Source organism: Sanguibacter suarezii NBRC 16159, from assembly GCF_001552735.1.
GTDB classification, from domain to species: Bacteria; Actinomycetota; Actinomycetes; order Actinomycetales; family Cellulomonadaceae; genus Sanguibacter; species Sanguibacter suarezii.
In genome coordinates, this window is sequence record NZ_BCRT01000010.1 from 295,962 (window position 1) to 308,832 (window position 12,871).

The 12,871-nt window shown below is 69.9% G+C and carries 14 protein-coding genes; 6 read left to right on the top strand and 8 right to left on the bottom strand.

The annotated features are described in order from the left end of the window. Positions 1 to 173 precede the first annotated feature (173 nt). Complete coding sequence (locus SS2_RS05960; protein ID WP_066462029.1) at positions 174 to 1,025, top strand: glycosyltransferase; 852 nt, start codon at positions 174 to 176, stop codon at positions 1,023 to 1,025. Positions 1,026 to 1,029: 4 nt separating this feature from the next. Here the strand turns inward: SS2_RS05960 and SS2_RS05965 are convergent, their stop codons facing one another. The 3 genes from SS2_RS05965 to SS2_RS05975 form a co-directional block, all read right to left on the bottom strand. After that, positions 1,030 to 2,817 carry a thiamine pyrophosphate-requiring protein gene (locus SS2_RS05965; RefSeq protein WP_066462031.1) on the bottom strand — a complete coding sequence of 596 codons (1,788 nt, stop codon included), beginning with the start codon at positions 2,815 to 2,817 and terminating at the stop codon, positions 1,030 to 1,032. 21 nt (positions 2,818 to 2,838) lie between these two features. Then, positions 2,839 to 3,093, bottom strand: a complete 255-nt coding sequence (locus SS2_RS05970) for an acyl carrier protein (protein ID WP_066462032.1) — start codon at positions 3,091 to 3,093, stop codon at positions 2,839 to 2,841. Positions 3,094 to 3,491: 398 nt separating this feature from the next. Then, positions 3,492 to 3,797, bottom strand: a complete 306-nt coding sequence (locus SS2_RS05975) for a DUF4235 domain-containing protein (protein WP_066462033.1) — start codon at positions 3,795 to 3,797, stop codon at positions 3,492 to 3,494. Between the two features lie 175 nt (positions 3,798 to 3,972). Here SS2_RS05975 and SS2_RS05980 point away from each other — a divergent pair, with 175 nt between their 5' ends. After that, positions 3,973 to 4,935, top strand: coding sequence for a S41 family peptidase (locus SS2_RS05980; RefSeq protein WP_066462034.1), 963 nt, complete (start codon positions 3,973 to 3,975; stop codon positions 4,933 to 4,935). On the opposite strand, the gene SS2_RS05985 is transcribed toward SS2_RS05980, so the two are convergent. Further along, positions 4,916 to 5,506 carry a TetR/AcrR family transcriptional regulator gene (locus SS2_RS05985; protein ID WP_066462036.1) on the bottom strand — a complete coding sequence of 197 codons (591 nt, stop codon included), beginning with the start codon at positions 5,504 to 5,506 and terminating at the stop codon, positions 4,916 to 4,918. The two genes, SS2_RS05980 and SS2_RS05985, sit on opposite strands and share 20 nt — an antisense overlap. Positions 5,507 to 5,609: 103 nt before the next feature. On the opposite strand from SS2_RS05985, the gene SS2_RS05990 reads away from it, so the two are divergent. Next, entirely contained in the window at positions 5,610 to 6,656 is a 1,047-nt protein-coding gene (locus tag SS2_RS05990) for a hypothetical protein (RefSeq protein WP_217995569.1), read from the top strand. Here the strand turns inward: SS2_RS05990 and SS2_RS05995 are convergent. Further along, a complete protein-coding gene (locus tag SS2_RS05995) occupies positions 6,653 to 6,841 on the bottom strand; it encodes a hypothetical protein (protein WP_066462037.1) in 189 nt (62 codons plus the stop codon). The two genes, SS2_RS05990 and SS2_RS05995, sit on opposite strands and share 4 nt — an antisense overlap. 182 nt (positions 6,842 to 7,023) lie before the next feature. Here SS2_RS05995 and SS2_RS06000 point away from each other — a divergent pair, with 182 nt between their 5' ends. Further along, the gene (locus SS2_RS06000; RefSeq protein WP_066462038.1) at positions 7,024 to 8,019 is read left to right on the top strand and encodes an NADP-dependent oxidoreductase; all 996 of its coding nucleotides are present in this window, start codon (positions 7,024 to 7,026) and stop codon (positions 8,017 to 8,019) included. 33 nt (positions 8,020 to 8,052) lie between these two features. Here SS2_RS06000 and SS2_RS06005 read toward each other — a convergent pair whose 3' ends face one another. Continuing rightward, a complete protein-coding gene (locus tag SS2_RS06005) occupies positions 8,053 to 8,454 on the bottom strand; it encodes a GNAT family N-acetyltransferase (protein WP_066462039.1) in 402 nt (133 codons plus the stop codon). An 83-nt stretch (positions 8,455 to 8,537) separates the two neighbouring features. Then, positions 8,538 to 9,485, bottom strand: coding sequence for a choloylglycine hydrolase (gene bsh / locus SS2_RS06010; RefSeq protein WP_066462043.1), 948 nt, complete (start codon positions 9,483 to 9,485; stop codon positions 8,538 to 8,540). A gap of 593 nt (positions 9,486 to 10,078) precedes the next feature. On the opposite strand from bsh, the gene SS2_RS06015 reads away from it, so the two are divergent. Continuing rightward, entirely contained in the window at positions 10,079 to 10,984 is a 906-nt protein-coding gene (locus SS2_RS06015) for an aminoglycoside phosphotransferase family protein (protein ID WP_066462446.1), read from the top strand. A 222-nt stretch (positions 10,985 to 11,206) separates the two neighbouring features. After that, positions 11,207 to 11,887, top strand: a complete 681-nt coding sequence (locus SS2_RS06020; protein WP_066462045.1) for a GntR family transcriptional regulator — start codon at positions 11,207 to 11,209, stop codon at positions 11,885 to 11,887. 16 nt (positions 11,888 to 11,903) lie between these two features. Here the strand turns inward: SS2_RS06020 and SS2_RS06025 are convergent, their stop codons facing one another. After that, on the bottom strand, positions 11,904 to 12,833 hold the full coding sequence (locus SS2_RS06025) for a carbamate kinase (protein WP_066462048.1): 930 nt from the start codon (positions 12,831 to 12,833) through the stop codon (positions 11,904 to 11,906). Positions 12,834 to 12,871: the final 38 nt, after the last annotated feature.

Sequence of the window (12,871 nt, forward strand, 5' to 3'; positions counted from 1 at the left end):
CTGCTGTGCGCCATGCTCGAGCAGTGGAGACCCGGGAGACCACGGGTGACGCTGCGAGCCGGCACGGATGCGCGGTCGACCTCCTGCAACCGGTCCGTCACCCCAACAATGAACCGCTTCTCCGCGGCTCGCACTTCCACGAGGGTGCGGCGGGGTGACGCAGGGAGGCACGCATGGAGGACGAGCGGGTCACCGTGGTGGTCATGAGCCGCGACCGGTGCACGGAGCTGCTGACCTCCCTGCCGCGCCACGACGCCCCGGTCGTCCTGGTGGACAACGACTCCTCCAACGGCACCGCGGCCCAGGTCCGCAGCCGGTTCCCGCAGGTGACGGTGGTGGAGCTGGCGGAGAACGTCGGGTCGCTGGCGCGCACCGTGGGCGTCGAGCGTGCCCGCACGCCCTATGTCGCCTTCGCCGACGACGACTCCTGGTGGAGCCCCGGAGCGTTGCGCACGGCCGCCCAGGTGCTCGCCGACCATCCCCGCGTGGCCGCGGTGGCGGGCGCGATCCTCGTGGGACCGCAGGACAGGGCTGATCCGATGAACGCCGAGCTGGCCCGGTCCCCGCTGCACTCACCGGGCCTGCCGGGCCCGCGCGTCCTCGGCTTCGTCGCCTGCGCCACGATGGTGCGCCGGGACGCGTTCCTGGACGTGGGCGGGTTCGACCCGCTGGTTCGGTTCCCGGGGGAGGAGGAACCGGTCGCGCTGCGTCTGGCAGCCCGGGGGTGGTCGCTCGTCTACGTCGACGACGTCGTCGTCCACCACCATCCCTCCCCGGCCAGGTCAAGCCCGCAGGAGAGGGCGGCCGCCATCGCGCGGTCCTCCATGACCTCCGCGCTGCTCCTGCGGCCGTGGCCCGACGTGCTCCGGCGCGCAGGCGCGCTCGCGGTGGGCGGTCGCGCGCAGCGCCGGGGGCTGGCCAGGTCCCTGACGACGGCGCACCTCGCGCTGCGCCGCCGCAGGCCGGTGCCGGAGGCGGTCCGGCGGGACCTGGCGACCGTGGCCCGGTCCTCGGGCGGGCGGTAGCCCGCTACGCCTCTTCGTCCTCGGCCTCTTCGTCCTCGCGCTGGCGCCGCAGCAGGTCACCGGCGCGCTCGCCGCCGGGCTCCTGGGCCAGCCCCGCGAGCATCTGGTCGATCGTCTCCGCTTCCTGGCGCGGGGCGAGCAACGGGGTGTCACGGTCCACCACCGCCTCGATGAGGGTGGGGCGAGACGCCGCCAGAGCATCCCGCCACGCACCCCAGACCTGGTCGGGGGAGTCGATACGGATCCCCTGCAGCCCGAGGATCTCGGCGTAGCGCGCGTAGGGGAAGTCCGGCACGGTCTGGGAGGCGGGGAAGCGTGGGTCGCCCTCCATCTCCCGCTGCTCCCAGGAGACCTCGGCAAGATCGCCGTTGTTGAGCACCAGCACGACGAAGCGCGGGTCGGGCCAGGTGGGCCACCGGGCCGCGACGGTGATGAGCTCCGAGATGCCGTTCATCTGCATCGCACCGTCCCCAGCCAGGGCGATCACCGGGCGGCCCGGGTGCAGCAGCTTCGCCGCGATGGCGTAGGGCATCGCGCAGCCCATCGACGCCAGCGTGCTGGACAGGTGCGCGGGCACCCCGACAGGCAGGTGCAGGAAGCGGGCGTACCAGTAGGTGATCGAGCCGACGTCCACCGCGACCTGCGCGTCGGCGGGCAGGTGCGCGTCGAGCCCGGCGACGACGCGCTGGGGGTTGAGCCGGTCGGTCTGGTGCTCCACCCGCTGCTCGGCCACCCGGTGCCAGGCCTCGACCGAGCGCGCGACCTGCGCGGCCCATCCGGTGCGCTCGGGAAGCAGCGGCAGGAGTGCGGCGAGAGTGTCTTTCGCGTCTCCGGCGAGGGCTACCTCCACGGGGTACTTGGCGGCGATGTTGCGTGCGGTGATGTCGATCTGGACGGCGCGCGCCTGGCCCGGGGCGGGGTAGAACTCCGTCCACGGGTCGTTGCTGCCGACGATGAGCAGCGTGTCGCAGCCCGCCATGAGGTCTGCTGAAGCGGTGGTCCCCAGGTGCCCCATGACGCCGCAGTGGTAGGGCAGCGACTCCTCCAGCAGCGGCTTGCCGAGCAACGACGTGGTCAGTCCGGCGCCCAGCCGCTCCACGACGGCGCGGACCTCCTGCTCGGCGCCCTGCGCCCCTTGGCCGATGAGCACCGCGACGCGCTCGCTGGCGCCCAGGAGCGCGGCCGCCGCCTGCAGGTCAGGCTCCAGGGGCAGGCTGCGCCCCCGGGCGAAGGCCGTGGAGGTGGTCACCTGCGCGTGGGCGTGCGTCTGGAGCTCGGGGGCCTCAGCCTTCTGGACGTCGTGCGCGATGATCACGCTCACCGGGCTGGACGTGGCCAGCGCGGTGCGGAAGGCGTCGTCGAGCACGTGCGGGAGCTGGTCGGGCGAGGTGACCGTCTGGACGTACTGCGCGCACGCGTCCTTGAACAGCGTCTGCAGGTCCACCTCCTGCTGGTAGCCCGCACCCAGGGCGGTGGTGGCCACCTGCCCCACGAGGGCCACGACGGGCTTGCGGTCGAGCTTGGCGTCGTACAGGCCGTTGAGCAGGTGGATCGCGCCGGGACCCTGGGTCGCCAGGCACACCCCCACCTCTCCGCTGTACTTGGCGTGACCGACCGCCATGAAGGCGGCCATCTCCTCGTGGCGGGCGGTGACCAGCTCGATGCGGTCCTGGTGTCGGTGGAGCGCCGCCAGGAGGGGGTCGATGCCGTCCCCGGCGTAGCCGAAGACGCGCTCGACCCCCCAGGCGACCAGGCGCTCGACGATCGTGTCAGCGGTGGTGTCGGTGGTCATGTGCCTGGCGCCTCTCGTCGGTCAGCCGCCAGCGCCCTGCGGCTGGGTGGCCGACGTGCCCTGCTGGGTCAGCTCTGACAAGAAGGAGTGGCACCGCTGGGCGCGTTCGGAGTCCTCAGCCATGACGGACTCGAAGAACTCAGCGATGTCGTCCTTGCCGGCGTTGCGGGCGTCGCGGACATACTGCCCGTAGTCGTGCCCGGCCTTGAGGGAGTGGTACTGCAGCGAGATCAGGTCGAAGGTGACGTCGTCGAACCCGGTTTCTCCTGTTGCCATGGTGGTGCCTCGCTCTCGTGCGGTGTGGTCGTGTCAGGGTGGAGCGGCTGGTGCCGCTCGATCCTCGACTCCGGCGAGGCGACCGTTGAGGTGTGAGGTGGACGGCGCTGTGGTCGTCGCGGACGCCAACGGTGACCTTCCCCGGAATCGCTCGCCGCCGTCTTGACGAGCCGTCGGTCTCATCCGGTCTCCGGTGGGATCCGTCGGGGTGTCCTTCCACCGTAGATCGGCACCTTCGAGTGCGCATGCGCAAGTGCGAGCGCGTCTCGGCGGCCAGGTGCGGCGCGGCTGCCCGCTCATGGCAGTGACAGACTCATGGCCACCGACGGGCTCGTTCGTGGCCTTCTCCACGCGGTTCCTCATCGAGGCACGCAAGCGTTAGCGCTGCGCCCCGGCTCTCATTCCCCGGGCCACTCGCCCGTCCAGCGTTCGAAGGCCCTCGCCCCGCCGCGGTCGATGGCAGCCTTGACGACCGCGTAGATCGCGCCCTGGATGAGCGCCGCGAAGAGGATCTCGCGAGTGGAGTACTGCGACTGCAGCGGCCCGGGGGCCTCGCTGTGGTTGCCGGGAGCGGCGCGCTTGTAGACCCGCTTGAAGACCTGCCCGGCGACGAGCCCGCCAGCGATCGAGCTCACGAGCCCGAAGGGGCGGTACAAGATCTTCGCGGCCTTGTTGTTCTGAGGTGCCTGCGGTGAACTGGTCATCGTCTGACGCTAGCCGCAGCAGGCTGACCTCGCAGAAGAGAGCCGCGCCGGTCGACACCTCCACCCCCTGCGGCTACGTTGTGAGCGCACGACGGGCCCCGCGCTCAGCGCAGGCAGCCACCACGGGCGCAGCGTGAGCGGAGGTGAGATGGGACGACCACGACCAAGACGAGCGGTGGCATGGGCGCTCGCGGTGCTCGTCACGGCGTCCTGCGCTCCGGCGGCCCAGGAGCCGGGAATCTCCGCGCAGAGCTATCTCGAGTCTGCGATCGGCGTGCTGGACCGTGGCATCAGGGCGGACTCTCCGGAGTGGGGCGTGGCCACGCGGGAGGCGCGGGCCGCAATCTCCGAGACCAGCTCCGTGGCGGACGTCCACGCCCTCCTGGACCACCTCGCCGTGGTCGCCGGCGGGCCGCACAGCTGGTTCCGCACGCCGCAGGAGGTTCAGGCGTGGGAGGCTGCCGCGACCGGCGTGGACGGGCCCGCTCTCCCGAGTGTCGTGGTCGAGGACGGCATCGGGGTGCTGACCGTCCCGGCGTTCGCGCTCGACGACGCTGACCTTGTCCAGCGCTATGTCGATGCCGGGATCGCGGCGGTGAAGCCCTACACAGAGGTGGACCTGTGCGGGTGGGTCGTCGATCTCTCGCTCAACAGCGGTGGCAACGCCCACGCGATGCTGGCGGCGGTCTCGCCTCTGTTGACCGACGGAGTGGTCATGCGGTCCCAGGAGCGGGCCAGCCCTGCGGTGGAGATCGTCGTCGACGGCAACACCGTGCTCGGCGCGGGCCAGGTCCTGGCTTCCGGCGGCGAGGAGGTGGTCAAGCTCAACCCGACGTCGGTCGCGGTGCGCCACAGCGGGATGACTGCCAGTGCGGGTGAAGCTGTCGTGATCGCCTTCTACGGCGAGCCTGCTGCCCGCTCCTTCGGTCAGTGGACCCGAGGCTTCACCACGGGCAACGACTTTGTCGAGCTCGGTGACGGTGCGGGGCTGACGGTCACGGTCCGCACGTTCCAGGACCGGCTGGGGACGACGTACGACGGGAAGCTCGGCCCCGGGGTGGAGGGTGCAGGCGCCGCCGTCGGCCAGAGTCCGGGGCTCACCGAGGAGGAGTGGCTGCTCAGTCGCTGTGCGGAGTGACCTCTGAGGCGAGGGCTTCGGCGCGCAGGCCTGCCAGCACGAGCGTGACCAGTCGGTCCACGAGGTGCGGCGCGGCTTCCCTGACAGCCTCGGGCTGGGGCCGGGTGACCACACCCAGCGCGACCACGAGCTCGAGGGCTCCGACGTCGTGGGGGACGAGCGCGGCGGTGCGCGCGTGGACGAGCAGCTCTTCGACGTCAGCGAGTGACTTCTCCTGCGCCTCGCGGACCGGGCCGGACAGGCCGCCGGCCACCTCCTGAGAGAAGGCCGCTGTGAGGGCGCCCAGGTCGAGGTCGACCAGCCGCGTGACATATCGGCGCCAGACGGTGTCCGGGTCGCCCGCCAGCTCGGCCGTCGCCGCTGCTGTCGCGGCGGAGAGGTCGTCCAGGATCGCGAGAGTGACCTGCTCGATGAGGGCAGTGCGAGACTCGAAGTTTCGGTACAGGGTTGCGATGCCCACACCCGCGGCGTCCGCGACGGTGTCGAGGGCGACGTCACTGCCGTCCTCGGCGAAGAGGCGGCGGGCTTCACGAATGATGGCGGCGCGGCGCCGCGCGGCATCGGCCCTCATGGTGACCTCCGTCTCTGCTGGGGTGACTTGACGAGACGAGCCTAACCGGAGGATTATCGTCCACAGAACCGGAGGATTTTCCTCCGGAATAGAGAGTGGACACATGACGACCAACACACCCGTGGCCCTGGAGACCCAGGCCGCGCCCTCAGACTTGGCTCCGGAGCAGGTGCCCACCCGAAAGGCTCCCCGGCCCGCCGTGTCGCTGGTGGGCATGACGGCTGGGCTGGCCGCGATCCTCGTCCTGCTGCTCGCGCTCTTCATCGTTCCCTCCCTCAAGAGCGGGGCCCATGGCCTGCCGCTGGGCCTGGTGGGCAGTCCCGCCGGCCTCGCCCAGGCGGAGGAGTCGTTGTCGTCGGTGACCCCGGACGCGTATGCCACGCGTCACTTCGACAGTGAGGACGAGCTCACGACCGCGATCGAGAGGCGGGACGTCGTCGGCGGTCTCGTGCTCACGGACACTGACGTGCGGGCCCTCGTGGCGAGCGCCGGCTCCACGGCGATCTCCGGCACGGTGACCGCGACGGCCACCCAGCTGGCAGCAGCCAGCGGCGCTCAGCTGGGCGTCGTCGACGTCGTCCCGCTGCCTGAGGCCGACCCGACCGGAGTCGGCATCGGCGGGCTGGCCTTCCCCCTCGTCTTCGGGGGCATCGTGCCGGTCGTCGCCTTCGCCTCGGTCTTCCCGCGGCGCAACGGATGGCGGCTCGGCGGGATCCTCGCCTTCTCCGTCGTGGGCGGCGCCGTCGTGGCAGCGGTGCTCCAGCTCTGGTTCGGCAGCGTGTCCGGGGTGTTCCTGCCCGTGGCCGGGTCCATGGCGCTCGGCATCGCCGCTCTCGCTCTCCCGCTGGCGGGGCTGCAGAAGCTCTTCGGGGGCAAGGGCTTCACCATCGGTGCGATGACCATGATGTTCCTGGGCAACCCGCTCGCCGGCATCGCCACGACGGGGGCCTGGTTGCCCGCCGGGCTGGGTGCCTTCGGTCAGCTGCTGCCCCCCGGTGCCACGGGCGCCCTCGTCCGGTCTGCCGCCTACTTCGGCGGGTCCGGTGGCCTGGTCCCGGCGCTCACGCTGGCAGGCTGGGTGGTGGTCGGTGTGATGCTCACGATCGCCGGGATGAAGAAGGCCGCCAAGGCGGCGCCTGCTGCGGTCTAGCGGGTGAGCAGGAGCGCACCGACGAGCACCACGACGACAGGCACCGTCGACAGCACGAACGTGCGCAGCGGACGGGCGGCCTCCTCGCGCGATGCGGCATCCCGCATCGGCGGAGCGAGGGGGTTGGCGTTGATCCCTGGGCGCATCCCGAGAGGAAGCTGGTCGCTGTTCGGTTCGTGGCTCATCTGCCACACTCCCGTCTGAGGGGCGACTGTCGGGTCGCCGTGGGGGCCTGCTCCCTGCACACACGCTGAAGTGGGACCAGTCTCGCACTGATCTCGGTGGACATCGTGAGCGAAGAACCTCCGCGTGGCGGACGATAGGCTCTGCGCCCACGCCTGGGCTGCCACCGTCAAGGAGTGATCGCGTGAGAGCGTTCGTCGTCAACCGGTACAAGGGTCCGCTGCTGGACACCAACGTGCCAGAACCCGTGGTGGGGGAGCGCGACGTGCTCGTCCAGGTGCGCGCTGCCGGCCTCAACCAGCTGGACGAGAAGATCCGCGAGGGTGAGTTCAAGCAGATCCTTCCCTACCAGCTGCCGCTGATCCTCGGGCACGACGTCGCAGGGACCGTCATCGACGTCGGGTCGAAGGTGCAGGGGTTCGCGCCGGGCGACGAGGTCTACGGCCGCCCTTCGAGAGACCACATCGGCACCTTCGCAGAGCGGATCGCGGTCCCCGAGTCGGACCTCGCGCCCAAGCCGACGTCCATCACCATGGACGAGGCGGGTTCGCTGCCGCTGGTGGCGCTCACCGCGTGGCAGGTCCTCGTCGAGCGCGGGACGGTGCGCCCCGGTCAGAAGGTGCTCATCCACGCCGGCGCCGGCGGCGTCGGGTCCATCGCCATCCAGCTGGCCAAGCACCTGGGCGCGACGGTCGCGACCACGGCCAGCGCGGCCAACGCCGACTTCGTGCGGGGGCTGGGGGCCGACGTGGTCATCGACCACCGCACCCAAGACTTCGAACAGCTCCTTGACGGCTACGACCTCGTGCTGGACAGCCTGGGCGGTGAGAATCTCGAGAAGTCCCTGCGCGTGCTGGCTCCAGGCGGCACGGCGATCGGCATCTCCGGTCCGCCCGACCCGGCGTTCGCCCGCGAGCAGGGCCTCAACCGCGTGCTGCGACTGGCCATCACCGCCCTGAGCGCCCGCGTCCGCCGGCACGCGAAGAAGCTGGGGGTGAGGTACGAGTTCCTGTTCATGCACGCCAGCGGCGCCCAGCTCCGCCAGATCACCACCCTGGTCGACGACGGCGTGCTGCGTCCCGTCGTCGGACGTGTCATGCCCTTCGACCAGACTCCCCAGGCGCTGGCTGGGCTCGCCAAGGGCGGCATCCGCGGCAAGGCAGTGATCGAGGTTCCCTGACCGACGTTCCACCTGCGCGGCGCCGCCTCTCGGTCACCTCAGTCGTTGGACGCCGGCGCGGGTCGAGGTAAAGCCGCACGTGCGGTAGAAGGCCTCGAAGCGAGGTTCGTAGTCGACGTGCAGCCACTCGCACCCCGCCTCGCGCACCTGATCGCGCAGCCGCCGGACAAGCTCAGTGCCGACGCCGCGGCGCTGCACCTCCGGGAGGACGACGGCGTCCAGGACGAAGGCATGGCTGCCGCCGTCCCAGCACGCGTGCACAAAACCGCACAGCTGTCCGTCGAGCTCAGCGCACACCCACGCCACACTGTGCGCGCGCAACCGTTCCGACCACGGGACGGTCGTCCCGGACGCGGACCCGGTGAAGGCGCGGTCGTGGAGCCGGCTCAGGTCATCGTCGTCGACCGGTCCGGAATCGACGTAGGTGATGGTCATGAGGCAAAGGTACGTGGCTCACATGTGGGAGCGACCGCCCGGTGCGACGACGTCAGCGTTCATGACCACCCATCGGCCCGCAGCTATGCCATGACGAGCTTGTCGCCGTCCGTCGGGTGCTCGGCCATCGCGACGCTGCGGATCCTCGGGTCGTCGTAGGTGTTCCAGTAGTACGTCGAAGTCCGCGAGGAGAAGAGCCCCGTGTAGATCGTGATCTCGAACTCGCCCGAGCCCATCGCGGCGCAGCCGTCGACCATCGCGACCTGCTGCAGCGTGTGGAACGCCCGGCTGACGTTCTCCTCCTCGTTGCCCTTGGTCGGGTAGTGGGCGTTGACGTATGCCGCGCGGACGAACCGCGACGGCGAGTAGTAGTCCCCGGGGATCCCGCGCATGTGCGAGCCAGAGCCGAACGGCGTGAGATGAGCCCTGCCCAGCACGGTCTCCTCGGGAAACTCGGGCGAGGTGTTGAGGTAGTTGCGCAGGTTCTCGTGGTGCCAGGCGAAGCCCGGCTGGTTCGTCAGGACATCGACGTCGTCGTCGAAGACGTGCATGCCATCGCTCGTGTACTCCACGACGATGGAGCGCGTCGCGTCGGCGATGATCCAGTGGAGCAGGGAACTCGGGTACTTGTCGTTGATCGGCTTGTCGACGATCACCACGTCCTGGAGTGCGGCCTCGACCTCGTCGACGCTGGCGAACTGTGAAGCCACCCAGAGCGGGAACTCGTATGCGGCGACGTTGACCGCGCCCTCGACCGGACCGGAGGCATACGCCGCGTACCCCGGGAAGTTGAGGCCGGCGATGGCCAGCCCTGCGTCGTTGCCGCAGTCGAAGTACAGCGGGGTGTCCTCCTCGACGATGCCCATACCGATCGTCGCATGCTCGATGCTGCCCACTGCGCCGAAGGGCGACCGCGGCGCGTAGCCGGTGGGAGTCAACACCACCTGCTGACCGTACCCGCTCGTCCAGTCAAGATTGCGGGCGAGGTAGAGGTTGTCCTGACCGTCAGAGAACCTGATTCCTGTGCACATAGCGATGTCCCATCGTCGGTGTAGCCAGCGGCAGACGCGGCTCGGTACGTCGTGCCGTCGTGCTTCAGTTGCCGTGCTCAGCACCATGAGGAGCGGTCAGGGCGGTTCTGCTGAACCTTGCGGGGCGTGTCCGCGGTCCTTGGGGTGCGATATTCACCGTCGCAGACCTTCGTCGGTTCAGCCACCCGTGGAGGGATCGCATGCTGAGTTGCAGGGAGAAGAGGTTCGACGCCCGTCAAAGAGCGTTCCCGAGACGCAGCGGGGCGCCCCTGCGGATGCCGGATCATCGTCCGTCCCGCTCAGGGCGCCACGATTGACATGCGCGGTTCATCCTCTTAGCGTTCAGCCATCCAGAAGGAGCGGTTTACGACGTTCTTCCTGCGGTGCGCCTCCGATCTCAAGGATCACGCGTGAGCAGGCGAAACGCGGACGAGGGAGATGCCCAGGGTGACGGATCTGTCGTTGTCCACGTTTTCACCAGGCGCGCGAGGCAAGGATGGGCGGGGCATGGCTAGAAGCGCTGGTGTGGTCGGCAGCCGGCCCGGGGGCTGGTTCTCCGTTCCTCTCACCGACGGTTCGACTGATCGGTGATCGTGACTCCGCCCAGCCGGGCCCCCGAGGATCTGGTCATCGACGAGGCGCTGGTGGCCGACCTCGTCGCCCGGCAGTTCCCGTCCTGGGCGCACCTGTCACTCTCGAGAGTCCCCTCCTCGGGAACCGACAACGCCATGTTCCGGCTGGGCGCGGACCTGGTGGTGCGACTGCCAAGAGCCGCCGCAGCCGCACATCAGGTGGACAAGGAACAGCGGTGGCTCCCTGTCGTGTCGGCTGACCTGCCGTTGGACGTGCCGACACCCCTCGGAGTCGGTACGCCGTCCGAGCCGTTCCCCCTGCCGTGGTCGGTCTACCGCTGGCTGGAGGGTCAGGACGCGTTCGTGGCGCCCCCCGTGGATCTGCGCGAGGCGGCTGGGAGCCTCGGACGCTTCGTGTCCGCCTTGCGTCGAGTAGACCCGACGGGAGGCCCGCCCTCTTTCCGTGGCGGCCCCGTGCGCACCCGCGACGACTACGTCCAAGACGCCATCCGTGACCTGGGCGCCGACGGCACCGTCGATCCGCACGAGACGAGAGATGCCTGGGAAGCCGTTCTGGCGCTGCCCCAGTGGGACGGTCCCTCCGTATGGCTGCACGGTGACCTGCTCCCCGGCAACCTCTTGACGGTGGAGGGTCGGCTCAGCGCGGTCATCGACTTCGGTGGCATGGGCGTCGGTGACCCGGCGTGCGACCTCATACCTGCTTGGACGATGTTCACGCCCGAGACCCGCTCGGTATTCGCGGACGCAGTTGGCTCCGACGCCGATACCTGGGCGCGGGGACGTGGCTGGGCGCTGTGCTTCGGCCTCATGTCCGAGCACTACTACCGTCACTCGAACCCCGTGCTCGCAGGTATCGGCCGGCGAGCAGTCTTGGAGGCGTTGGACGACCTCGCAGCAGGAACATGACAGGTCGACCGGCGGAAGGGAAGTGGTCCACGCCTACCGGTGCAGCTGAATCAGGCTGCTGCACGATCAGGTGGCAGTGGTTCTCAGGGTGCGGTGCTTCCGCTGACGCCCGCCTGCGGGGCGCAACGCCCCTCCTGACCAGGTGTGGGACCTGCATCACGACCGACGCCTGTCGTCGCCTTCTCGGCCCGTCGGTAGGCCCCCCTGTGGGAAGATGGTGCCGTGGAACTGGCTGAGGACCCCGAGTCGGACGCGGCACGCGTGACACGTCGACTCCGCGAGGACATCCTCAGCGGGACGCTCGCGCCGGCGAGCAAGCTGGTCGAGCGTGAGATCGCCGAAGACCTGGGCGTCAGCCGCGTGCCGGTCCGCGAAGCGCTCAAGACGCTGGCGGCTGAAGGGCTTGTCATCCTGCGGCCTCGCACCTCTGCGACGGTGCGCGAGTTCACGCCGGTGGACATGGCAGACCTCGACGAGGTGCGTTCCGCGCTCGAGGTCTTGGCCTTCCGGCTCGCGGCCAACCGCCGCACGCGAGAGGGGCTTGGCCTGTTGCGGGCGGCGCTCGACCGAGAGGTCAGAGCATGGCAGGCCGGAGACCGTGCGCATGCTGCTATCGAGGCAGCCAACTTTCACGAGATCGTGACATCGATCGCGGGCAACGACATGTTGCTCGAGATCGACCGGCTGCTCCGTGGTCGTATCCGGCGGCGCCTGGTGCAGCAGGAGACCGACGCGGAGCGGAGCGTGCGGGAGCATGAAGCGCTCTACGAGGCGATCGCGATGCGCGACGTCGCGCAGACCAGTGCGCTGATCCTCGAGCACATGGACAACATCCGTTACCTCGACGACCCGACGTGGCGCGAGAGCGACCCACTCCTGCGCGCCGCGCCGCGCGAGGAGTGAGCCGCCGGCCCGGGCCTCAGACGTAGACGATTCCGCCGTCGACGTCGGGGCGGATCTCGGTCCCGATCGTGCGTGCCAGCAGGTCGTCGAGGCGGTCGAGCGGTCCGATGAGCGCCCGTCCACCCGCGCGGGCGACGCGGATCGCAGCCTCGACCTTCGGTGCCATCGAGCCCTCGGCGAATGCCAGCTTGGAGATGGCGTCGGGGGAGGCGGTGAGGATGTCACGAGCTCCTGGCGTGCCCCAGTTCTCGGTGACGTAGTCGCCATCGGTGAGCATGATGAGCGTGTCAGCGCCGATCTCTGCAGCGAGCGCGGCGCTTGCGGCGTCCTTGTCGACGACGGCCTGCACCCCGACCTGGCGACCACGGGAGTCGATGCGCACGGGGACACCGCCGCCCCCCACGCACACGACCAGGCTGCCTGACTCGAGCAGCCGGTCCACGAGCGGGGCCTGGAGGATCGCAACGGGCTCGGGGGAGGGGACCACGCGGCGGAATGCGTCGCCGTCCTTGGCGATCGTCCATCGGTAGGCGGCGGCAGCCTCGGCGGCGTCGTCGGCCGAGTACTGCGGGCCGATGAGCTTGGTCGGCCGGTCGAAGGCCGGGTCGGCTTCGTCGACGACCGTCGTGGTGATGACGGCAACGACCTCGCGGTCGCCGCCGAGGGCGTTCGAGAGCTCCTGCTGGACGACGTATCCGATCATGCCCTGCGTCTCGGCACCGAGGATGTCGAGGGGGTAGGCGGCGACGTCCTGGTAGGCGAGGTTCTGCAGCGCGAGCAGACCGACCTGGGGTCCGTTGCCGTGGGTGATGACCATCTCGGAGTCGCTCGCGAGCTTCGCGAGCGCCTCGCAGGTCGATCGGACGTTGGCTCGGAGGAACTCGGCCGTCATCGGCTCTCCGCGACGGGCTAGAGCGTTGCCGCCGAGGGCTACGACGATGCGCATGGGGTCTCCTGGGGGATGTGGAGGTGGGCAGAACCACG

What these genes read in the sequence shown, in the direction of transcription:
- SS2_RS06005 (WP_066462039.1), bottom strand. Translation starts at nt 8,454, where the DNA reads ATGACCATCACCTACGTCGATTCCGGACCGGTCGACGACGATGACCTG.
- SS2_RS05990 (WP_217995569.1), top strand. Translation starts at nt 5,610, where the DNA reads ATGACGACCAACACACCCGTGGCCCTGGAGACCCAGGCCGCGCCCTCA.
- SS2_RS05985 (WP_066462036.1), bottom strand. Translation starts at nt 5,506, where the DNA reads ATGAGGGCCGATGCCGCGCGGCGCCGCGCCGCCATCATTCGTGAAGCC.
- SS2_RS05970 (WP_066462032.1), bottom strand. Translation starts at nt 3,093, where the DNA reads ATGGCAACAGGAGAAACCGGGTTCGACGACGTCACCTTCGACCTGATC.
- SS2_RS05960 (WP_066462029.1), top strand. Translation starts at nt 174, where the DNA reads ATGGAGGACGAGCGGGTCACCGTGGTGGTCATGAGCCGCGACCGGTGC.
- SS2_RS05995 (WP_066462037.1), bottom strand. Translation starts at nt 6,841, where the DNA reads ATGAGCCACGAACCGAACAGCGACCAGCTTCCTCTCGGGATGCGCCCA.
- bsh (WP_066462043.1), bottom strand. Translation starts at nt 9,485, where the DNA reads ATGTGCACAGGAATCAGGTTCTCTGACGGTCAGGACAACCTCTACCTC.
- SS2_RS05965 (WP_066462031.1), bottom strand. Translation starts at nt 2,817, where the DNA reads ATGACCACCGACACCACCGCTGACACGATCGTCGAGCGCCTGGTCGCC.
- SS2_RS05975 (WP_066462033.1), bottom strand. Translation starts at nt 3,797, where the DNA reads ATGACCAGTTCACCGCAGGCACCTCAGAACAACAAGGCCGCGAAGATC.
- SS2_RS06025 (WP_066462048.1), bottom strand. Translation starts at nt 12,833, where the DNA reads ATGCGCATCGTCGTAGCCCTCGGCGGCAACGCTCTAGCCCGTCGCGGA.